Origin of the sequence: Pseudomonas sp. FSL R10-2189 (genome assembly GCF_009600325.1) — a bacterium.
GTDB lineage: Bacteria > Pseudomonadota > Gammaproteobacteria > Pseudomonadales > Pseudomonadaceae > Aquipseudomonas > Aquipseudomonas helleri.
The window spans coordinates 1-20,334 of sequence record NZ_WIVZ01000010.1; the positions used below are offsets into that span (position 1 = coordinate 1).

Below are 20,334 nucleotides of genomic sequence, written 5' to 3' on the forward strand. Positions count from 1 at the left end.
CGGTCGGCCTGCTGCTGGGCACTTTGCTGGGCCTGACGGCGGGGCTCGGCCCGCGCTGGCTGGACGGCGCCGTCATGCGCGTGATCGACGTGCTGCTGGCGTTTCCCGACCTGTTGCTGGCGCTGGTGATCATCACCTTCTTCGGCCAGGGCCAGCTCAACATCATCCTCGCTATCGGCATTGCCAACGTGCCGCGTTATGCGCGTTTGGTGCGGGCGCAAACCCTGGTGGTGCGCGGCGCCGGTTACGTCGAAGCGGCCACCACGCTGGGGCTGCCCCGGCATTTAGTGATCTTGCGGCATGTGCTGCCCAACGCGATCAAACCGATATTGATCCTGGCCACCATCGGCATTGGCGGCAACATCGTCAACGGCGCGGCCTTGAGCTTTTTGGGTTTTGGCGCCGCGCCGCCAGCGCCGGAGTGGGGCGGGATGCTCGCCATGGGCCGCAACTATTTGGCCAACGCCTGGTGGCTGGTGGCATGGCCCGCCCTGGCAATCACATTGACCGTGGTCTCGATCAGCGCGATCGGCCGCGAACTGTTGCGTCGCAGCGAAGGGAAACGGGCATGAGTACACAACCTCTGATCGATGTGCAAAACCTCCACGTACGCTTTGGCGCGCACGCGGCGCCGACCCTCAAGGGCGTGAGTTTTCAGGTGCATCCCGGCGAGTGCCTGGCGCTGGTAGGCGAGTCCGGCTCGGGCAAAAGCGTGACCTCGCGCACCCTCGCCGGGCTCACCGGAGCCCGTGCGCAGGTCCAGGCCAGCACACTGGCGTTTGCCGGGCAGGACCTGCGTCAGTTTGATGAACGCACCTGGCGCAAAATACGCGGCGCGCAAATCGGCTTTGTCATGCAGGACGCCCTGGGTTCCCTCGACCCGTTGCGGCTGGTGGGCAAGGAAATTGCTGAACCGCTGCAGCTGCACACCGACCTCGACCGGGCGCAGCGTGACGCCAAAGTCATCGAACTGCTGCGCGCGGTGGGCGTGCCCGAGCCGGAATTACGCGCGCGGCAGTACCCGTATCAATTGTCCGGCGGCTTGCGCCAACGGGCGCTGATTGCTTCGGCCATCGCCTGCAACCCGCGCTTACTGATCGCCGACGAACCCACCACGGCCCTCGACACCACCGTGCAGGCGCAAGTGCTGACCTTGCTCGAATCCCTGCGCGGCGAGAGCACCGCGATGCTGATCGTCAGCCATGACTTGGCCGTGGTCTCGCGGCTGGCCAACCGGGTGGCGGTGATGCATAACGGCATCATCGTCGAGCAGGGCAACGTCGACGACGTGCTGCACGACCCGCAGCATCCCTACACCCAATACTTGCTGCGCACGGGCAGGGCGGTGCACTTTCGCCGCAACCAAAGCGCGGCGCGTACCCCGCTGAGCATCGTCACGGCCAAGGCCGAGCAAACGCCGCCGCTGTTGCAGGTCAACGGCTTGAGCAAATCCTTCAAGGGGCCGGACGGCAAAGATCGCACCGTGGTCAACCAAGTGTCGCTGCAACTGCGCCGGGGCAAAACCTTGGGCATCGTTGGTGAGTCCGGCTCGGGCAAAACCACCCTCACACGGATGATCCTCGGTCTGGAAACCCCGGACAGCGGCGACATCCATATCAAAGGCCAGCCATGGCTGAGCCTGTCTGCGGCAGAAAAACGCCAACTGCGGCGCAGCATTCAAGTGGTGTTCCAGGACCCGCTCAGCTCCTTCGACCCGCGCTACAGCGTGCGCCGTGTGCTCAACGAAGCGCTGGAAGTGGCCGGGCACAAGCGCAGCGAATGGCCCCGGCGCGCCGAAGAACTGCTGGCTTTAGTCAAACTCGACGCGGCAATGCTCGAGCGCCGCCCGATTGAACTGTCGGGCGGCCAGCGCCAGCGCATCGCCATTGCCCGCGCCCTGGCGGCGCAGCCGCAGATACTGGTGTGCGACGAACCGGTCTCGGCGCTGGACGTCTCGGTGCAGGCGCAAATCCTCGAACTGCTCGACGACCTCAAACAGCGCCTGGGCCTGGCCTGCCTGTTCATCTCCCACGACCTGGGCGTGATCAACCACGTCAGCGACGACGTGCTGGTAATGAAAGACGGCGTAGCCGTCGAAAGCGGCCGCGTGCGCGACGTCTTCGACCACCCGCAACACCCGTACACCCAAGCCCTGCTGGACGCCATCCCGCACCTGGAAAGCGGCCGGCGCATGGCCTTCGACTTCCTTAAATTGGCCATCTAACCCCGTTCTACGCCCTGTAGGAGCGAGCTTGCCTCGCGATCTTTTGATCTGGCATGTGCCATGCCGTCAGGGCGAAACCGTGCAAAACGTATCCTCATCGAGAACCCCCTGAGTGACCATCGCCCAAACCCTCCCGCACACGCGCCCGTTATCGCGGCGCGTGCCGATGATCATTGGCTGTGCGCTGTGCATGGAACTGATCGACTCCACCGTCGTCATGACTGCCTTGCCGCAAATGGCCAGCGACTTCAGCGCGCCGAGCATCCGCATGAACCTGGTGGTTTCGCTCTACATGCTCGGGGCTGCGCTGTGTGTGCCGGTTAGCGGCTGGGTGGCTGACCGCTACGGGCCGCGTCGATTATTCGTGATCGCCATCTCGCTGTTTATCGCTTCATCCCTGGCCTGCGCCGCCTCCAACTCACTGCTGCAACTGTGCCTGGCGCGCATGCTCCAGGGCGCGGCGGGGGCGATGATGGTGCCCGTGGGGCAGTTGATTTTATTGCGCTGGTCACCCCGTGAAGACCTGCTGCGCAACCTGTCGTACCTGACCATCCCGGCGTTGATCGGCCCCATGCTCGGCCCGCCGTTGGGCGGCCTGATGGTCACCTATTGGTCGTGGCACTGGATCTTCCTGATCAATGTGCCCATCGGTTTGGTCGGCATCGTGCTGGTGCTGCGCCATGTGCCGTACTACCCCGGCGTGCGCGAGCAGGGGTTGGATGTACGCGGGCTGGCGCTCAGCGCGGTGGCCATGGCGGCGCTGGTGTTCGGCTTCGAAGCGCTGGGCCACGGCCTGTTGCCGCACCTGTGGGTGGCGCTGATGATCGCTGTCGGCGTGCTCTGCGGCGCGTTATACATCCGCCATGCACAACGCTGCGCCGAGCCGCTGCTGGACCTGAAACTGCTGCGCATCCCCAGCTACGGCATCAGCTTTTGGGGCGGCAACCTGCTGCGTCTGGGCACCTCGTCGTTACCGTTTTTGCTGGTGCTGATGTTCCAGCTGTGTTTTGGCCTGAGCCCGTTGCACGCCGGGTTACTGACGTTGGCCGGAGGTGCCGGGGCCTTTGCGATGAAACTGCTGGCCGTGCGCGTGGTGCGCCGTTACGGCATCCGCCGCACGCTGGTGATCAACGCCGTATTGACCGGCCTGACCCTGGCCTCATGCGCGAGTTTTACCGACGCCACCCCCTACAGCGTCATCGTGCTAATGCTGTTTGGCAGTGGGGTGATTCGTTCATTGCAATACAGCACCCTCGGCGCGCTGACCTACGCCGACGTGCCTGCCGCACTGAGCAGCCGCGCCAGCAGCCTGTCGGCCATGACCGTGCAATTAAGCATGAGCCTGTCGGTGGGTCTGATGGCCTCACTGCTGGGCGTGTTGATGAACCTGCGCGGGCACAGCGTGCCGCAAACCAGCGATGTTGCCGCCATGCTGGTGCTCTGCGGCATCGCCTGCATGGCCTCAGCGCTGATATTCCGCCGCCTCGCCGCCGGTGCGGGCGAAGCAGTCTACTAACCCATATCCCTTGTAGGAGCGAGCTTGCCTCGCGATCTTTTAAAAGATCAAAAGATCGCGAGGCAAGCTCGCTCCTACACGTGGTGTGTCGTGCGCCAAATCCCTCAATAGAAACTCCCCAAGCCTACACGCACTGCCGACCCGCCTGATTTCTAGCGCCTATTCATGCCGATACCGTGCGGCGCTCTCCTACAGGAAGGCGTCTTATGAGCAACAAGCAAGGCGTGACGCAAACACGTCGGCGTGTGGGTGGCGATGGTGGTCAAGGGGCTTCGTACTTTGACGACATGACCCCCGCCGAACTCAAAGAACGCGACGACGGTATCAAGGCCTACGAGGCCATTCAGGCCCGACAAGATGCCTACATGGAGCGACGCCGGGCTGAATCGGTAGCTCAGCAGAGCTCGCAGAAACCTGAGCGTCGGGGCTGTGTATTCGCCAAGTGCAGCAAGCTGCCCGATGCGGTTATCAACTACACCGACCCCACGGGCTTTGTGCCCGTCGACAGCCTGAGCGATTACGGCCATTTCGCAATTTTGGGTGCCCGTCAGGCAGACAGTTCTGGGTTAGTCCCGCTAGAAATCATCAGTGGTGCTGTACTGGCAGGTGTCGGCGGTTTGGCCTTGGGAGTCGCAGCAACGGCCGGCGGAACCATGATTGCGAGTCTTTTGGCAGGCTTGGTAGCCTTTTTTCTGGCCGTCTGATCTTGCCGACAGCGCCCTGTACACCGAAGACCAACTGCGCTCACTCAAGCAAGCCCGTACCCGCATGCGCTTGTACGTTGAACAACAGGCTGATGGCGCGCTCAAGGGCTATGGCTTCTATACCGGCACAAAACCCGAATGGGAAATGATCGACGTTATCCAGTTCAGCCAGCGCGGCTCGCAATACGTGGCGGACTTTGGTGATGGTGTCGAACTGATCTGGACACCTGCGACAGATCCACACGACACGCTCGGCATCCCGCCGTTAAAAGGCGCTCCTCACATACCGCCTATCTGGATCTTCCCGCCGACCAAGAGCGCCGACACAATCATCGTCAACCCGATCTACCCGCCGGACTACAAGGACTTCATCCTGGTGTTCCCGGCTGATTCGGGGGTGGCACCGCTTTATATTGTGTTGAGTGTGCCGGGGCATAAGTACCATCCAACACCCAAAGGACCTTTAGCCGCTTTTCCAACTGCAAAGCGTGGAAGCCCCAAAACATCAGTCCAAGGTGGAGGCGGGCTACGCCCGAGGTGGCGTGATTCTGAAGGTTTCATTTATGAATGGGATCGCCAACATGGAGCTCTGGAGAAATTCAATAAACGCGGACACCATTTAGGTGAATTTAATCCAGAAACGGGTGAGCAAACTAAACCAGCTGATAAGACACGGAGAATTGAGCCATGAAATTTTTAGTGATGGGATTCGAGAAAGGCAAAGATGAACTTGTTTATGAACACGAAGTAAATCTGTCTGTTCAAGATTTAATGCCTGTTATGAAGTGGAGCGAGAGCACAGATTGTATTGGCGCAGACTTTCCCATTTCACCCGCTCAAGCCGAGGAAATATCGAATCTGGCATTGGTTAGCTTTCCTGACGGTCTGAATCTGTATCTAAGCAGTTGTGAATAGTCAGAGGCTGTCAACTCAACCCCCGGGCACCGGCGCCTGACAGTAAAAGATCCACATAAGAGGGGCCGCAGTTGGCCCCTTTCAGTAGTGGATGTTGCCTTACCCCAACAACCCGCGCTCGGCCAAATTCTTCATCAAGTCGCCCACGCCGAACGTCCAGCGCGGGGCCTGGTCGCTGGTGGTCACGCGGTTGTGCAGAGCGCCCAATGTCGGCGATGAAATACTCACTACGTCGCCCGGTTTGTGGGTGAAGCCTTGGCCGGGATGGTCGCGATCGTCGGTGGGGGCAAACAGGGTGCCGAGAAACAGCACGAAGCCGTCCGGGTATTGGTGGTTTTCGTTGAGGGTTTGCGCGGCCAGGTCGGCCGGGTCGCGGCTGATCTGGTTCATTGAGCTTTTGCCGTTGAGCACGTAGCCGTCTTGGCCTTCAACCCGCAAAGTCACTTCGCAGTTGCGCACATCGTCGAGGCTGAAATGCTCGTCGAACAAACGGATAAACGGCCCCAGGGCGCACGAGGCGTTGTTGTCCTTGGCTTTGCTCAGCAGCAGCGCGCTGCGGCCTTCGAAGTCGCGCAGGTTGACGTCGTTGCCCAACGTCGCGCCATAAATGCGGCCCTGGCTGTCGACGGCCAGCACCACTTCAGGTTCAGGGTTGTTCCAGCTGGAACCGGGGTGAATGCCAATCGCGTTGCCGCTGCCGACGGCGGCCAATATTGGCGCCTTGGTGAAAATCTCGGCGTCCGGACCGATGCCGACTTCCAGGTATTGCGACCACATTTTTTGCTCGATCAGCACCTGCTTGAGGCGCATCGCCTCGGGCGAGCCGGGTTTGAGGTCGCGCAGGTTATCGCCGATGGCCGCTTGCACCAGGGCGCGGATTTCTTCGGCGCGCAGGGCATCGCCACCGGCTTTTTCTTCGATGACCCGTTCGATCATGCTGGAGGCAAACGTCACGCCTGCGGCCTTGATCACTTGCAGGTCGGTGGGCGCCAGCAGGTACGGTTTTGCCGGGTCGCGCTGTTCGCCGCTGTTGGCCAGCAGGTCCTCGATCGAGCCCAGCGACGTGCCGCTGATTTCGCGCACCGCTTGCAGGGGTTGATCATGGTCGAGCAACAGGCTGAGGGTTGCGAAGTGCGCACTGCAGTCGATCACTTCGCCGTCACGAATCACCACCACGGCCGGGCCGCCGCGTTCGCCGGGGAGCCACACGCGACCGACCAGGGTTGCCCGTTGCCAGTCGTGCGGCAGGGAGTTTTCAATGTTCAATTGCAGCGTGTTCATGGGGGCAATCCTCGAATTTTGGGCGAACGCCCCCCGTAGGAGCGAGCTTGCTCGCGATCTTTTGATCTTAAAAGCTCGCGAGCAAGCTCGCTCCTACAGGGGGTTGGGAAGGTTAATGAGAGTGGCGCGGCGGGCCGTTTTCCGGGATGACGCGCCAGTACAGGGTGGCCGGTTCCAGGCAGCCGCCGGTGGACAACTGGCCGACCAGTTGGCGGTACAGTTCCTGCCACGGGGTTTGCGACGGGGCCAGCGGTGGCAGCGGTTCTTTGCGACGTTCGTCGAGTTCGGCTTCGTCCACCAGCAGGTTGACGCTGCGCGCATTGAGGTCGACGCGCAGGCGGTCACCGGTGCGCAGCAACGCCAGGCCGCCGCCCACCGCCGATTCCGGGGACATGTTGAGGATCGACGGGCTGGCCGAGGTGCCGCTCTGGCGACCGTCGCCCATACACGGCAACGAGTCGATACCGGCCTTGATCATGGCGGACGGCGGGGTCATGTTGACCACCTCGCCACTGCCGGGGAAACCCACGGTGCCGCAGCCGCGAATCACCAGAATGCAGCGCTCGTCGATGTCCAGTGACGGGTCGTTGATGCGCGCCTGATAGTCTTCCGGGCCTTCAAAGACGATGGCCCGCGCTTCAAAACTGTTGGGCCGCTCGGGGTCGCTGAGGTAGGTGCTGCGAAACGCCTCACCGACCACCGACATCTTCATGATCGCGCTGTCGAAGAAGTTGCCGCTGAGCACGATAAAGCCTGCGCGGTGCATCAACGGGTCTTCGTAGGAGCGGATCACGTCGCGGTCGCCGGTCACACAATCGGCCACCACTTCGCCCATCTTGCGGCCGCTCACGGTCAAGCAATCGCGGTGCAGACGGCCGACTTTGTCCAGTTCGTGCATCACCGCCGGAACGCCGCCCGCACGGTGGAAGCTTTCGCCCAGGTATTCACCGGCGGGCATGCAGTTGACCAGCAACGGCACGTCTTCGCCGACACGCTGCCAGTCGTCCAGCGACAGGTCGATGCCGCTGTGACGGGCGATGGCGATCAAGTGAGGCGGGCAGTTGGTGGAGGCGCCGAGGGCCGAGGCCACGGCGATGGCGTTTTCGAAGGCGGCGTGGGTCATGATCTGCGACGGGCGCACGTCTTCGCGCACCAGATCGACAATGCGCATGCCGGTGGCATAAGCCATTTGCCCGCGCTCGCGGTACGGCGCCGGAATGCTCGCGCAACCCGGCAACGACATGCCCAACGCTTCGGCCAGCGCGTTCATCGACAGCGCGGTGCCCATGGTGTTGCAGTGGCCCACCGAGGGCGACGAGGCGGTGGTCAGGGTCATGAACCCTTCGTAGTCGATCTCGCCCGCGCTGAGCAAATTGCGCGCATGCCACAGCACCGTGCCGGAGCCGATGCGCTGGCCTTTGTGCCAACCGTCGAGCATCGGCCCGCCGGACAGCACGATAGACGGCAAGTCGGTGGTAGCGGCGGCCATCAGGCACGCCGGGGTGGTTTTGTCGCAGCCGGTGGTCAGCACCACGCCATCCAGCGGGTAGCCGTGCAGCACTTCGACCAGGCCCAGATAGGCCAGATTGCGGTCCAGTGCGGCGGTCGGGCGGCGTGATTGCTCGGCAATCGGGTGCACCGGGAATTCCATCGGGATCCCGCCCGCATCGCGGATGCCATCCTTGACCCGCTTGGCCAGTTCGATGTGATGACGGTTGCACGGGGTCAGGTCGCTGCCGGTCTGGGCGATGCCGATAATCGGCCGCCCCGATTGCAGCTCGGCGCGGGTCAGGCCCTGGTTCATGTAGCGCTCAACGTACAGCGCGGTGAGGTCAGCATGGCTGGGATCATCGAACCATAACTGGCTGCGCAGGCGGCGTGGGGTGGATTCGGTCATGGCAGGCTCCAGCAAATTATTTTTATTCAGGCAAAGTGTTGTTGCGGCGTAACTGGCGGATCAATCCGGCGTGATCAAGCTCGCCGTCACCGGCCTCGACCATGGCTGCAAACAGCCCGTCGACGAGGCTGGCCACCGGCAGCGACAAGCCGAGCTTGTGCGCCTGGGCGAGGGCGGTGCGGGTGTCTTTGAGTTGCCATTTGGCCGGGCCACCGGGGGTGAAGTCGTTGGTCAGCATGCGCTGACCGTGTTGACGCCAGATCGGTGAATCGACAAAACCGCCCATCAAGGCTTCATGCACCTTGGACGGGTCGGCGCCGCCGCGCTCAGCCAGCAACAGGCCTTCGGCGACGGTGGCGATGGTGCTGGCCACGATCAGTTGATTGACCAGTTTTGACAGCTCGCCGGTGCCGGCCGGGCCGACATGCACCGGGCGGCCCATGGCCGCCAGTACGGCGCGGCCTTGTTCAAAGGCGGCGGTTTCGCCGCCGACCATAATTGCCAGGCTCGCTTCACGGGCCCCGCGCTCGCCCCCCGACACCGGGGCGTCGAGGTAGCGCAAGCCAAGTTCGGCGCTCAGCCGGGCGTGTTCGACGGCGGTGTCGACCGGGATCGAGCTCATCACCACTACCAGCGCGCCCGGCGCCAGGGCCTTGGCGGCGCCGTTTTCACCAAACAGCACCTCGTCACAGGTCGGACCATCGCTGAGCATGCAGATCAGCACCTGAGCGCCTTTGGCCGCCTCGGCCGGGGTGGCAAACACCTCGGCGCCCTGGGCGGACAATTCCTCGGCCTTGGCCACCGAGCGGTTCCAGGCCCGTACCGGGTAGCCGGCGTGCAACAGGTTGCGGGCCATGGGCTTGCCCATGATCCCGGTGCCAATAAACGCTACGGTTTGCAGGCTCATGCCTTGCCTCCTACGGTTGCAGAGGTTGCGCCGGCGGCGTTGCCCAGCGACACCTTGTTACGTGGCATCAACACCATGCCCAGACCACCGGCGCCGACCAGTGCGGCAATCACCAGGAAGCCCGGGGTGTAGCTGCCGGTCACGTTGAACAGGTAACCGGTCAGGTAAGGGCCGATAAAGCCGCTGAGGTTACCGATGGAGTTGATCAGGCCAATCCCGGCGGCAGCGCCCAAGCCAGTGAGCACTTGCCCTGGCACGGCCCAGAACACGTTGATCGCGCTGTAAACGCCCATGGCCAGCAGGATGAAGCCGATCACGATGATCCACGGCTGGTTCAGCCACAGCGCCACGGCGATGGACACAGCAGCGAGCATGGCGGCACCGCCTGCGTGCCAGTGACGTTCTTGCAGGCGGTCCGAACGACGGCTCCACCAGATCATGGCAACAGCGGCCAAGGCGTAAGGGATGGCGGTGATCAGGCCGTTTTGCATCAGGCCTATTTCCAGCCCGAACGAGCCACGGAACGAGGCCAGAACGGTGGGCATAAAGAAGTTCATGGCGTTGGAGCCCGAGGTGATGCCGAAGTACACCAGCGCCAGCAGCCATACCTGACGGCTGGACAACGCCTTGCGGATCATCTGCCATTTGCTCGGTTGAATGCCCACCACCAGCGGTTTGTTGCGCTCTTCATGTTCCAGGGTGTTGATCAGCCAGTTGCGCTGCGCATCGGTCAGCCAGTGGGCCTGACGCGGATGGTCGGTGAGGTAGAAGTAGCAGACCACGCCGAGAATCACTGCCGGTACGGCTTCGACGATGTACATCAGGCGCCAGCCGACGAAGCCCAGTGCGTCGCCCATTTCCATCAGGCCCACCGACAGCGGTGCGCCGATCACTTGTGCGATGGGTACGCCGAGGTAAAAGGTGGCGATCATGCGTGCCCGGTAGCGGCTCGGAAACCACAGCGACAGCAAGTAAATCACCCCCGGAAAGAAGCCGGCTTCAGCGATGCCCAGCAGAAAACGCAGTGAGACAAAGTGCACCGGCGTCTGCAAAAAGCCCATGGCCCCGGCGATGATGCCCCAGGTCACCATGATCCGGGCGATCCACACGCGGGCGCCGTAGCGGTGCAGCAAGACGTTGCTCGGTACTTCGAAAATGAAGTAGCCGAGGAAGAAAATACCGGCACCCAGGCCATACAGGGTCTGGCTGATACCGATGTCGTCGTTCATTCGCAGGGCGGCGAAACCGACGTTGTTGCGGTCCAGAAAGGCGACCACAAACAGGAGGATCAGAAAGGGGATCATGCGCTTGGTGACGCGCTTGATCGTTTGTTGCTCGATGTCAGTGACATCCGGAAGCGGGGTGGTGGTCATATCGCACGGCCTCAATTTTTTATTGTTGTTTGTGGGAGCGGGCTTGCTCGCGATCCAGGCGACGCGGTGTGGCAGTAGACCGAATCGATATCATCGCGAGCAAGCCCGCTCCCACAGGGGAGGTGTAGAGCGGCTGTCAGTTACTGTGCAGTATCTTCTATGTGCGCACGCACGATGGCGTCGAAGTCCGGGTCGGCGGTGAAGCCCAGTGCACGGGCACGCGGGGCTTCAACCTTGCTTGGCCAGCTTTCGACAATACGCTGGATGGTTGCATCCGGCTCCCAGCGAATCAGTTGTGTGGCTTTATCACCGGCCACCCGTTGCAGCGCCGCGACCATGTCGGCCACGGTGGTGGTCACGCCCGGCAGCGGGATGATGCGCTCGCCGCCCAGGGTCTGCGGCGACAGGGTCATGCCCAGCAACATCGACTCGACAATGCGCCGTGGCGAGGTCAGGTACACGCGCGTGTCGGGGCGCACCGGGCACACGGCAGGCAGGCCCACCAGCGGCTCGCGGATGATCGAGCTAAAAAAGGTCGACGCGGCTTTGTTCGGTTTGCCGGGGCGCACCGCCACGGTCGGCAGGCGCAACACGCGGCCATCCACAAAACCTTTACGGGCGTAGTCGGCCACCAGCAATTCACCGACGGCTTTTTGCATGCCATAGGACGATTGCGGGGTGAGCACGGTGTCGTCGTCCACCACCTCCGGCAGCTTGCCGCCGAACACTGCGAAGCCGCTGGCGTATACCAGACGCGGCGCGGTGCCTTGCTTGCGCAGGGTTTCGAGAAGCAGCATCAGGCCGTGCAAATTCACCTGCATGCCCAAGTCAAAATCCGCCTCGGCGGCCGAGCTGACCACTGCCGCCAGGTGCCACACCAGGTCCACGCCATCGGTGACACGGGCGATCACTTCAGGGTCGGCAACATCGCCGGTCACCAGCTCAATGCGCGGGTCATTGGGTACGTCTTCACCGGCAAAGGCGTCGAACAGCACGATGCGTTCGATGGTGCGCGGTGCTTCGCCTTCCAGCGTCAGGGTGTTCAAATCTGCCAGGCGTTGAGCCAGTTGCTTGCCGATAAAGCCGGTACCGCCAGTGATGAGGATGCGCATGTGTTGCTCCTGTTTCTTATAGTTGTTTGAGCGGTGTAATCAGTCGGCTTGCACCGTACGTTGCTGCTGTTCGCCCAGCCCTTCGATGCCCAGGCGCATCTGCTGGCCGGCGCGCAGGTACACTGGCTCCGGCTTGATCCCCAGGCCCACACCCGGCGGCGTGCCGGTAGAAATCACATCGCCCGGTTGCAGCGACATGCAGCGGCTCAGGTAGGCAATCAGCGCCGGGATCTGGAACACCATGGTGTTGGTATTGCCGTTCTGGTAGCGCTGTCCGTCGACCTCAAGCCACAGCTTGAGGTGGTGCGGGTCGCGGATTTCGTCACGGGTCACCAGCCATGGACCAATGGGGCCGAAGGTGTCAAAACCCTTGCCTTTGTCCCAGGTGCCGCCGCGTTCCAGTTGCCATTCGCGCTCAGACACATCGTTGATCACGCAGTAACCGGCGACGTGGTCCAGGGCGTTGCTCTCGTCGATGTAGCGGCCGCCTTTGCCGATGACCACGCCCAGCTCGACTTCCCAGTCAGTTTTGACCGAACCGCGAGGGATTTCGACGTCATCATTAGGGCCGCAAATGGCGCTGGTCCACTTGTTGAAAACCACCGGCTCCGACGGCACGGCCAGCCCGGATTCAGCCGCGTGGTCGGCGTAGTTAAGGCCGATGCAAATGAACTTGCCGACCTGCCCGACGCAGGCGCCGATGCGTGGCGAGCCGTTGACCAGCGGCAGGCTGGCCGGGTCGATTTTACTCAGGGCTTCAAGGCTTGCAGGCTCCAGCGCCTTGCCGGCGACATCGGCGATATGCGCCGACAAATCTCGGATATTGCCTTGGGCATCGAGCAGACCGGGTTTTTCCTGACCTTTTTCGCCGTAGCGCAGCAGTTTCATAAAAGCTCCTGTTCTAAAGTTGAAACCTGTTTTTGTAGGAGCGAGCTTGCTCGCGATCTTTTGATCTTTTAAAAGCTCGCGAGCAAGCTCGCTCCTACAGTGGGAATTAGTTGCTCATCCCGCCATCAATAATCTGCGTGGTGCCGGTGGTGTAGCTGCTGGCATCGCTGGCCAGGTACACCACCAACTGGGCGATTTCTTCGGCGCTGCCGATGCGGCCCATGGGCTGGCGAGCCACAAACGCTTGATACACCTCAGCCTCCGAACGCCCTTGCTCACGGGCCTGTTCGGCAATGCGCTGGCGCAGCGAAGGCGAGTCCACCGTGCCTGGGCATATGGCGTTACAACGAATCCCTTGACTGATGTAATCGGTCGCCACCGATTTGGTCAAGCCAATCACCGCCGCTTTGCTGGCGGTGTAGGCAAAACGGTTCGGTACGCCCTTCACGCTGGACGCCACCGAGGCCATGTTGATGATCGAGCCGCCACCGTTGTCCAGCATGCCCGGCAAGAAGGCACGGATCATCCGGTACATGGCGGTGACGTTGAGGTCGAAAGAGAATTGCCAGGCGCTGTCGTCGCATTCCAGCAGCGCGCCGCTGTGCACGTAGCCTGCGCAGTTGAACAGCACATCGAGGGTGCCGACTTGCTGGCGAATGGCGTCGATGGCTGCCGGTTGGGTGACGTCCAGCGATAACGCCTGAATACCCGGAATGTCGTGCAAGGCATCGACGTTCAAGTCGGTGGCGATGACCGTGGCGCCTGCGTCGCGCAAGGCCCGCACCGAAGCGCGACCAATGCCGTTTGCCGCCGCGGTAATCAAAACGCGTTTGTTGGCGAGGTTCATGAGTGCGGATCCATTGTTCTTATGGGGCCAACACTAATGTTGCGCTGCGATAATCGCCAATGAGATATTCTCAAGCCTTAATAACGGGAGGTTATCGGATGGCGGAAGTCGCGTTTAATCAACTGTGCAACTGGTTACGGTTCCGCCATTTGGTGCTAATCGACACCCTGGCGCGCACGCAAAACATGCACGCCACGGCCCAGGAAATGAACATCAGCCAGCCGGCGGTGAGCAAGATGCTGCGCGAGATCGAGCACCAATTGGGCTTTGATGTGTTCCAGCGTTTGCCGCGCAGCATGTCGCTGACGGACCTTGGCAGTCACGTGGCGCGCTTTGCGCAAATCGCCCTCAATGACACCCAGCAGTTTGTGGTCCAGATCAACCATCTGCGCCAGGGCGGGCATGGCTTTTTGAAAGTCGGCACCATCTATGCGGCCGCTGCGGTGGCAGTGCCCGCGGCGATTGTCGAGGTCAAGCAACAATGGCCCTTGCTCACAATCGAAGTGCTGGAGGGCACCAGCGCCAACATGCTGACCATGCTTGAACATAAGGAGCTGGACCTGGTGGTGGCGCGCTTCACCCTCGACCGGCACCGTGAATTGTTTGATTTTCAGCCGTTGGCCCCCGAGCCGCTGTGTCTGGTCACGGGCAGCCAGCACCCGTTGGCGGGCGCCAGCGAAACCCCGCTGACCGACCTCGGCAGTTGGCCCTGGGTGGTCTACCCGACGGGCACGCCGATGCGCGCGCGGCTGGAGCGGGCGTTTATCGAAGCCAACATGCAAACCCCGGAAAACACCGTCGAAACCGTGTCGCTGCAAACCACCATGCAACTGCTGCAAACCGCCCCGGTGGTCGCGATGCTGGCTGAGTCCATGGCCGAACCGGAAATCCAGGCCGGGCGCCTGACCCGTCTGGCGTTACCGTTTCCGTTGGTGCTGGCTGATTACGGCATCATCACCCGGCGCAACGAACCGCCGAGCTGGTCGATGCAGGCGTTTATCGACGCGCTGTTGAGCGGCCCCGATGCTGTGCGTGGAGCCCGCCAGACGCCTTGATAACGCGCGGTTATTAACCGATGGGATCTTGTGATTGGGCAGCGCGCAGGTGGGCATTTAGAGTGCAAGTCGCCCACCCGCCGATGTGTTGCGCGGGTAGGGCGCCACCGCTCACTAGAGGCGCGTATGAAAACAATAAAAAGCTACAAGACGCTGACGATTTTTTTCCTGTTTATGATTGGAGTCGTCAACTACCTCGACCGCAGTGCCCTGTCCATCGCCAACACCACCATCCAGAAAGACCTGGCCATCAGCCCCATGCAAATGGGCGTCATGCTCTCAGCCTTCTCCATCGCTTACGCCTTCTCGCAATTACCCCTCGGCGCGTTGATCGACAAACTCGGCAGCAAACTCGCCCTGGGCGGTTCGTTGATGGTGTGGTCGGTGGCCCAAGCGGCCTTTGGCCTGTTCAGCAGCTACGGCCATCTGGTCGGCCTGCGGGTGTTGCTGGGCATTGGCGAAGCGCCGGTGTTCCCCTCGGCAGCCAAGGCCTTGTCCGAATGGTTCGACACCCAAGAGCGCGGCACGGCCACCGGCTGGGTGTGGTCCTCGACCTGCATCGGCCCGTGCCTGGCGCCGCCGTTGCTGACGTTGTTCATGGTCCATCTGGGCTGGCGCGGCATGTTTATCCTCACCGGTGTCGTCGGGTTGGTGCTGGCGCTGTGCTGGTTCAAATTCTACAAAAGCAAAGCCGAATACATGGCCGCCACCGGCCGTGCAGAACCGGTGGCGGTGCAACAGAAAGCGGCGCCGAAACTGCGCTGGACCGCGTTGTTCAAAGAGCGCAACACATGGGGCGCGTTTCTCGGTTTTATGGGCGTGATCTACATGATCTGGCTCAACCTGACCTGGCTGCCGGGCTACTTTGAGCGCGAACACGGCCTTGACCTGTACCGCACCGCCTGGGTGGTGTCGCTGGCCTACCTGTTTGGCGCCTTGGGCACCATCGTGGCCGGGCGTTGTTGCGACAAACTGGTGGCGCGCGGCATGCGCGTGTTGGCCAGCCGCAAACTGATGGTCATCCTCGGCTTGCTCGGCGGGGCGCTGTTCACCCTGATCGTGGCCTTCACCACCAACGTCGTTGCGTGCGTGGTGCTGCTGTGCCTGACCATGTTCTTCATCAACATCTCCAGCGCCACCGCGTGGATGATCGTCAACACCATCGTGCCGTCTGAGCGAGTCGCCTCGTTTGGTTCGATCCAGAACTTTGGTGGCTACCTGGCGGGCTCCATTGCGCCGATCCTCACGGGCTTTAGCGTGCAACAGAGCGGCTCGTTCTCATCAGCCTTCATCATCAGCGCGGTCGTCGCCCTGTGCTCGGCGTTTGCCTACTTTGCACTGCTTAAAGAACCTTCAGCGCCGGTGACCAATATGAAAGCTACAGCGGCCACGGCGTAGCTCAGCGGCGCAGGGTTGCTCGACGATGAGGGTGATTGCTCTATCGAACCAGGCCTTCGGCGTGGACAAAGCAGAGTTTGTTGCCCTCGGGATCGCGACAGTACGCACCAAAAAAATCGGCTGAGTACTGAGGCCGCAACCCCGGCGCTCCCTCATCCGTGCCCCCTGAAGTGGTTGCCGCTTGCCAGGCAGCTCTTACCTGGTCTTGCGAGCTTGCTGCAAAGCTGACCTGTACGCCGTTACCCGACGTTGCGGGTAATCCGTTAAAAGGCAATTGCACGAAAAATTGTGGCCATTTCTGACCGGGCAAGTGCCAGCCCGCACCGGCGGGGCCGTCATCATGATCAGTCATGCGTACTAATCCCAAAGGGGTAAGTACGGCATCGTAAAAAGCGATCATGGCGTCGAGGTTTCGTGCGCCAATCTGAATGTGACTGAACATGCTTTCCCCTTGTGTAGGATTTTTTGATTAGCGTCCGGCCACATTTTTTTGTGTGGCTAAACGGATGCTAACTTTTGCGCCGCGAGTTTTCTATCGGGCTCAGTTCCTGAGGGCGCACCTACAAGTCCTACAAATAGTCCTACATATAGTATTTGTTGAAACTTATCGAATTAATTAGGCTCGTTAGCTCTGCCATGGGGTTGTCGGTGTATTACGACAGAGATGGCCTAGTTAAGAGCATGGTTACGGTATTGACACATGTTGATCATGCGCATAAATGTAGCTCAAAGATCCACGCTTGTTTCTGGGTTTGGGTAGGGCGGGAGTAATTCGGAAGACTATTTATTTAAAATGAGGAAAGGCGAAATTAATGGCGCCCAATAAAACAAGTCGCGCTTCAGTCGGTATAGCCTCCGCAACCATGGCTGCAATCTGTTGGGGGAGCGCGTTAGTTATGTCAAAAGGCGCTCTTGATAACTTCTATCCTGTCACATTATTAATTGTTCAGTTGATGGCGAGTGTGACGTTTCTTTGGTGCGTTGTAGCGTTCAGAAACGCCCCTGTCCCGACGGTTGACGTGTTGTTTAGATTAAGTTTATTAGGCTTGCTTGAGCCGTGTTTGACATATGTCTTGGTGCTGATTGGTTTGACTTTTACGGGAGCGTCAGAGGCCTCGTTATTACAATCGTTGGAGTCGATAATGATTGTGCTTCTGGCGATGCTTCTCTTGAAGGAAATACCGTCGATAAATTTTATAGTGCTGTCAGCAATGATGTTGGTAGGGTTGTTCTTTGCGTTAGATATACATGGCGGAAATATTAAAGAAAGCTGGCTTGGCGCGAGCCTGATTTCATTGGGTATGCTGTCTGCTGCGTTCTATGTTGTTCTGTCCTCTCGTATCAAAAAAGAGCAGGACGTTTTTTATATAGTGGCTTGTCAGCAAACTCTTGCATTGGTAGCTTCTATTTTGATGTTACCGTTGGAATGGACTATTTACCCCGACAGTAAAGCGTTCGCGGCATTGCCGAGTTCCTTGGAAATATGGGGGTTGGCGCTAATTTCGGGAGTTGTGCAGTATGCTCTCGCCTTCTCTTTTTATATTTATTCATTGAAACACATTCGTGCCGGCTTGGCGGGAATGTTTTTAAACCTTGTTCCTATCATTGGTGTAGTTGGCGCTGTTGTTTTTTTGGGAGAGAAACTTTCAATTTTACAAGTGGGAGGTGCCGCACTGACGATAATTGCGCTGGTGCTGATTGCTAAAAATGCTGCTTCAGAAAGCACGTTGAAGAATGACATAAAAAAATAGTCATATAAAGCCAGCTGGTACTCAGTTTAGGAGGTGTCACGTGGATGTAACGTTGCTTTTATCCAAATTGCCTGATTTATCCTGTGAGACAAATTCTTATGGGGAGGATCTGGATGTCGTAAATAAAGCGCTGCTGGGAGAGTCAGATAAGGAAAAGAAAAAAGAAATCATATTGGGTTGGATTAAGCGAAAGCAGCCTTGTATGTTAGGCAGGTTAGCCTCGACAGGAAAGCAGACTATTCAGCTAAGTGTCTATGTTATTGATGATAATGACGTTGCGTTAGGGCAGGAGCATCTTAAAGCATACCTTCAAGCTTGCCGTCTGGAATGGAAGCAGGCGTGTTCCAAAGGAAAGAGCGATGCTGTGTTGTACTTTTTTAATATCAGAAAGCTTATTGATCTGCCTCCTTCAGATAGCTTGGTTGAGGTGTTTAGGGGGTTTTCTAATCTGATATTTAACGAGTATGCGCCTGTTAATACAGATGTTATCTATACGGAGGCAGCACCATTGATACAGGATGGTAAGTTGTTTTTGTATAAGGCGGGTATTAATTTTTTTCATACGACGGTGCATCATACGGCTAATCATGATCGCAGAGTGCCCGGTGGGGCAATTATTTCAATAAATTCAGTAGGGCATTATGCAAATAATATGGTCAGTCAAGGGCTTGCAAATGATCTGGATGAGGCAGTTAAGAATATTCAGCGGCTGGCATGGCAGTCCATAGGGAACGGCGGTATCAGCCTTAAGAATAAGAGGTCAACTAGCTGGCATAATATTGATCCGGAGAATACGTGTCCTCATCTTTCGAGGCCGTCTACTGTGCCTGAGGGGTTTTCTGAGAAAAAGTATTCGGCTAACTATCATACGGATGTACTGATTCCAGATCTGTTAACGAGAAAAGTTACTGATGTTGATGATCCTTCAATCGAAAAGTGGAAGTGGCTGACAATTGAGTATTTCACTACGATGCAGTATGAACTTGGCTCCATCGATTTTGGTATGTTTCACGGTTATCCCGTCGATCACGAAGCTATCAATTTCAATCCATTTCCTCCAATTAGAGGAGTGAACTCACCGAAACTCATCTATTGAAGGCTAAGCGAGCATCTCTGTCACTCGCGCAGAGGCTGAGGATGGAGGATGCCAGCAGCACCCAATGTTCCGACGTTGCACCAACAGCCAGAATCACTGCATAAACACCGCAGATTCAGCGTCCTGTCAGGGCTGTGTAAAACCTTTGTAAGCTGTCACCGAATTTAATTTCACGCGTCACCGCTTCGATACTCTGAACTCAGCCTTCTTTTGGTGAGTGACGCGTGTGAACACGAGCAGACGACACACTTTTATCTGGGCGCTCAGTGCGCTGGTTGTGCTGGCCATTGCTTGGTCGCTGTATGCCCATTGGCCCGGCATGGCGCACAAAGACCGGCCCATGGGCATGGGCGGGCGGGCCGAGCCGGTGGCGGCGGTGGCGGTGGTGCCGCAGGATGTGCCGGTGTACATCGATGCCCTCGGCACGGTCACGCCCACGCAGAGCGTGACGGTGATTACGCAGGTCGACGGCATTCTGGCCTCGGTGGAGTTCAAGGAAGGCCAGCAGGTGCGCAAAGGGCAGGTGATCGCCCGCATCGACGACCGCGCGCTGAAGGCGCAACTGGCTCAGGCCCAAGGCATTCTGGCCCACGATCAGGCGGTGTTGAGCAACGCCCAGCGTGACTTGGCGCGCTACCGCGAGTTGATCAAGGCCGGATCCATCAGCCAACAAACCCTCGATACGCAAATCTCTACGGTGGCGCAGCAACTGGGCACGGTGGCCGCCGATCAGGGCAGCGTGCAAAACCTTGAGGTGCAGTTGAGTTATTGCACCATCACCTCGCCGGTGGACGGGATTGTCGGGTTGCGCCAGGTTGACCCCGGCAACTATGTGACCACCGCCAGCACCTCCGCGATTGCGGTGATCACGCAGATGAAGCCCGCCACGGTGGTGTTTGCCGTGCCCGAGGACTACCTGGGGGCGATCAATCAGGCCAAGGCGGCTGGCGTTGTCAGCGTGCTGGCTTATGACCGCAACAAGCAAAACCTGTTGGCCAGCGGGCAACTGCTGGCGCTGGATAACCAGGTCGACACCAGCACCGGCACGATCAAGGTCAAGGCGCAGTTCGATGACGCCGAGCATGTACTGTTCCCCAATCAGTTCGTCAATGCGCGGCTCAAGGCGCAGACGCTGGATCAAGTGCCGGTGGTGCCGACCCGGGCCATTCAACACGGCAGCCAGGGCGACTTCGTGTTTGTGGTGGCGGGCAACAAGGCCAGCCTGCGCAACGTCAAGTCCGGGCCGAGCGTGGGCGATGTCACCGCAATTCTCGACGCTTCGGTCAAGCCGGGGGAGCAGGTGATCACGGAAGGTGCAGACAAGCTCGACAACGGCTCGGCCATTAAAGTAGTCGCACAGTGAGTCGCCG

Annotated in this window: 17 protein-coding genes and 1 pseudogene; 10 read left to right on the forward strand and 8 right to left on the reverse strand. The window is 59.6% G+C overall.

The features are described from left to right. The 5 genes and pseudogenes from GHO32_RS09920 to GHO32_RS09940 form a co-directional block, all read left to right on the forward strand. Window positions 1–572 (forward strand): ABC transporter permease (locus GHO32_RS09920; RefSeq protein ID WP_153338285.1); only part of this gene is annotated, 572 nt, incomplete at its 5' end. Next, window positions 569–2,224: an ABC transporter ATP-binding protein gene (locus tag GHO32_RS09925; RefSeq protein WP_153336837.1), complete on the forward strand. Its 1,656-nt coding sequence runs from the start codon at window positions 569–571 to the stop codon at window positions 2,222–2,224. The genes GHO32_RS09920 and GHO32_RS09925, both read left to right, overlap by 4 nt. Before the next feature lie 166 nt (window positions 2,225–2,390). Further along, entirely contained in the window at window positions 2,391–3,740 is a 1,350-nt protein-coding gene (locus GHO32_RS09930; RefSeq protein ID WP_153336842.1) for an MFS transporter, read from the forward strand. A gap of 206 nt (window positions 3,741–3,946) precedes the next feature. Continuing rightward, a pseudogene (locus GHO32_RS09935) lies at window positions 3,947–5,135 on the forward strand (colicin E3/pyocin S6 family cytotoxin). After that, window positions 5,132–5,359, forward strand: a complete 228-nt coding sequence (locus GHO32_RS09940; protein WP_153336838.1) for a hypothetical protein — start codon at window positions 5,132–5,134, stop codon at window positions 5,357–5,359. Before GHO32_RS09935 ends, GHO32_RS09940 begins: the two are co-directional and overlap by 4 nt. Window positions 5,360–5,458: 99 nt before the next feature. Here the strand turns inward: GHO32_RS09940 and GHO32_RS09945 are convergent, their stop codons facing one another. The 7 genes from GHO32_RS09945 to GHO32_RS09975 all read right to left on the reverse strand — a co-directional run bounded on the left by GHO32_RS09945 (window position 5,459) and on the right by GHO32_RS09975 (window position 13,664). After that, entirely contained in the window at window positions 5,459–6,640 is a 1,182-nt protein-coding gene (locus GHO32_RS09945; RefSeq protein ID WP_153336839.1) for a fumarylacetoacetate hydrolase family protein, read from the reverse strand. Window positions 6,641–6,752: 112 nt separating this feature from the next. Next, on the reverse strand, window positions 6,753–8,537 hold the full coding sequence (locus GHO32_RS09950; protein ID WP_153336840.1) for an IlvD/Edd family dehydratase: 1,785 nt from the start codon (window positions 8,535–8,537) through the stop codon (window positions 6,753–6,755). A 22-nt stretch (window positions 8,538–8,559) separates the two neighbouring features. After that, window positions 8,560–9,444, reverse strand: a complete 885-nt coding sequence (locus tag GHO32_RS09955; RefSeq protein WP_153338286.1) for an NAD(P)-dependent oxidoreductase — start codon at window positions 9,442–9,444, stop codon at window positions 8,560–8,562. Then, on the reverse strand, window positions 9,441–10,817 hold the full coding sequence (locus tag GHO32_RS09960; protein WP_153336972.1) for an MFS transporter: 1,377 nt from the start codon (window positions 10,815–10,817) through the stop codon (window positions 9,441–9,443). The genes GHO32_RS09955 and GHO32_RS09960 overlap by 4 nt, the downstream gene beginning before the upstream one ends. Window positions 10,818–10,957: 140 nt before the next feature. After that, window positions 10,958–11,929, reverse strand: a complete 972-nt coding sequence (denD, locus tag GHO32_RS09965) for a D-erythronate dehydrogenase (RefSeq protein ID WP_153329106.1) — start codon at window positions 11,927–11,929, stop codon at window positions 10,958–10,960. Window positions 11,930–11,968: 39 nt separating this feature from the next. After that, on the reverse strand, window positions 11,969–12,817 hold the full coding sequence (locus GHO32_RS09970; protein WP_153336971.1) for an ureidoglycolate lyase: 849 nt from the start codon (window positions 12,815–12,817) through the stop codon (window positions 11,969–11,971). Between the two features lie 106 nt (window positions 12,818–12,923). Beyond that, window positions 12,924–13,664 carry an SDR family oxidoreductase gene (locus GHO32_RS09975; RefSeq protein WP_153336786.1) on the reverse strand — a complete coding sequence of 247 codons (741 nt, stop codon included), beginning with the start codon at window positions 13,662–13,664 and terminating at the stop codon, window positions 12,924–12,926. A 98-nt stretch (window positions 13,665–13,762) separates the two neighbouring features. Here GHO32_RS09975 and GHO32_RS09980 point away from each other — a divergent pair, with 98 nt between their 5' ends. Together GHO32_RS09980 and GHO32_RS09985 are read left to right on the forward strand one after the other, a co-directional pair. Continuing rightward, window positions 13,763–14,719: a LysR family transcriptional regulator gene (locus GHO32_RS09980; protein WP_153336785.1), complete on the forward strand. Its 957-nt coding sequence runs from the start codon at window positions 13,763–13,765 to the stop codon at window positions 14,717–14,719. A gap of 126 nt (window positions 14,720–14,845) precedes the next feature. After that, a complete protein-coding gene (locus tag GHO32_RS09985) occupies window positions 14,846–16,117 on the forward strand; it encodes an MFS transporter (RefSeq protein ID WP_153336784.1) in 1,272 nt (423 codons plus the stop codon). Window positions 16,118–16,157: 40 nt separating this feature from the next. Here GHO32_RS09985 and GHO32_RS09990 read toward each other — a convergent pair whose 3' ends face one another. Continuing rightward, window positions 16,158–16,559 carry a VOC family protein gene (locus tag GHO32_RS09990; RefSeq protein WP_153336783.1) on the reverse strand — a complete coding sequence of 134 codons (402 nt, stop codon included), beginning with the start codon at window positions 16,557–16,559 and terminating at the stop codon, window positions 16,158–16,160. A gap of 370 nt (window positions 16,560–16,929) precedes the next feature. Here GHO32_RS09990 and GHO32_RS09995 point away from each other — a divergent pair, with 370 nt between their 5' ends. From GHO32_RS09995 to GHO32_RS10005, 3 genes are all read left to right on the forward strand, one after another. Next, on the forward strand, window positions 16,930–17,868 hold the full coding sequence (locus tag GHO32_RS09995) for a DMT family transporter (protein ID WP_153442827.1): 939 nt from the start codon (window positions 16,930–16,932) through the stop codon (window positions 17,866–17,868). 40 nt (window positions 17,869–17,908) lie between these two features. After that, on the forward strand, window positions 17,909–18,964 hold the full coding sequence (locus tag GHO32_RS10000; RefSeq protein ID WP_153336781.1) for a hypothetical protein: 1,056 nt from the start codon (window positions 17,909–17,911) through the stop codon (window positions 18,962–18,964). Between the two features lie 226 nt (window positions 18,965–19,190). Continuing rightward, entirely contained in the window at window positions 19,191–20,327 is a 1,137-nt protein-coding gene (locus GHO32_RS10005; RefSeq protein ID WP_368668485.1) for an efflux RND transporter periplasmic adaptor subunit, read from the forward strand. Window positions 20,328–20,334: the final 7 nt, after the last annotated feature.

Excerpts from the sequence above, each read along its gene's own strand:
- GHO32_RS09940 (WP_153336838.1), top strand. The coding sequence starts at position 5,132 with ATGAAATTTTTAGTGATGGGATTCGAGAAAGGCAAAGATGAACTTGTT.
- GHO32_RS09975 (WP_153336786.1), bottom strand. The coding sequence starts at position 13,664 with ATGAACCTCGCCAACAAACGCGTTTTGATTACCGCGGCGGCAAACGGC.
- GHO32_RS09960 (WP_153336972.1), bottom strand. The coding sequence starts at position 10,817 with ATGACCACCACCCCGCTTCCGGATGTCACTGACATCGAGCAACAAACG.
- GHO32_RS09995 (WP_153442827.1), top strand. The coding sequence starts at position 16,930 with ATGGCGCCCAATAAAACAAGTCGCGCTTCAGTCGGTATAGCCTCCGCA.
- denD (WP_153329106.1), bottom strand. The coding sequence starts at position 11,929 with ATGCGCATCCTCATCACTGGCGGTACCGGCTTTATCGGCAAGCAACTG.
- GHO32_RS09930 (WP_153336842.1), top strand. The coding sequence starts at position 2,391 with ATGATCATTGGCTGTGCGCTGTGCATGGAACTGATCGACTCCACCGTC.
- GHO32_RS09990 (WP_153336783.1), bottom strand. The coding sequence starts at position 16,559 with ATGTTCAGTCACATTCAGATTGGCGCACGAAACCTCGACGCCATGATC.
- GHO32_RS09950 (WP_153336840.1), bottom strand. The coding sequence starts at position 8,537 with ATGACCGAATCCACCCCACGCCGCCTGCGCAGCCAGTTATGGTTCGAT.
- GHO32_RS09970 (WP_153336971.1), bottom strand. The coding sequence starts at position 12,817 with ATGAAACTGCTGCGCTACGGCGAAAAAGGTCAGGAAAAACCCGGTCTG.
- GHO32_RS09945 (WP_153336839.1), bottom strand. The coding sequence starts at position 6,640 with ATGAACACGCTGCAATTGAACATTGAAAACTCCCTGCCGCACGACTGG.
- GHO32_RS09985 (WP_153336784.1), top strand. The coding sequence starts at position 14,846 with ATGAAAACAATAAAAAGCTACAAGACGCTGACGATTTTTTTCCTGTTT.
- GHO32_RS09955 (WP_153338286.1), bottom strand. The coding sequence starts at position 9,444 with ATGAGCCTGCAAACCGTAGCGTTTATTGGCACCGGGATCATGGGCAAG.
- GHO32_RS09980 (WP_153336785.1), top strand. The coding sequence starts at position 13,763 with ATGGCGGAAGTCGCGTTTAATCAACTGTGCAACTGGTTACGGTTCCGC.
- GHO32_RS09925 (WP_153336837.1), top strand. The coding sequence starts at position 569 with ATGAGTACACAACCTCTGATCGATGTGCAAAACCTCCACGTACGCTTT.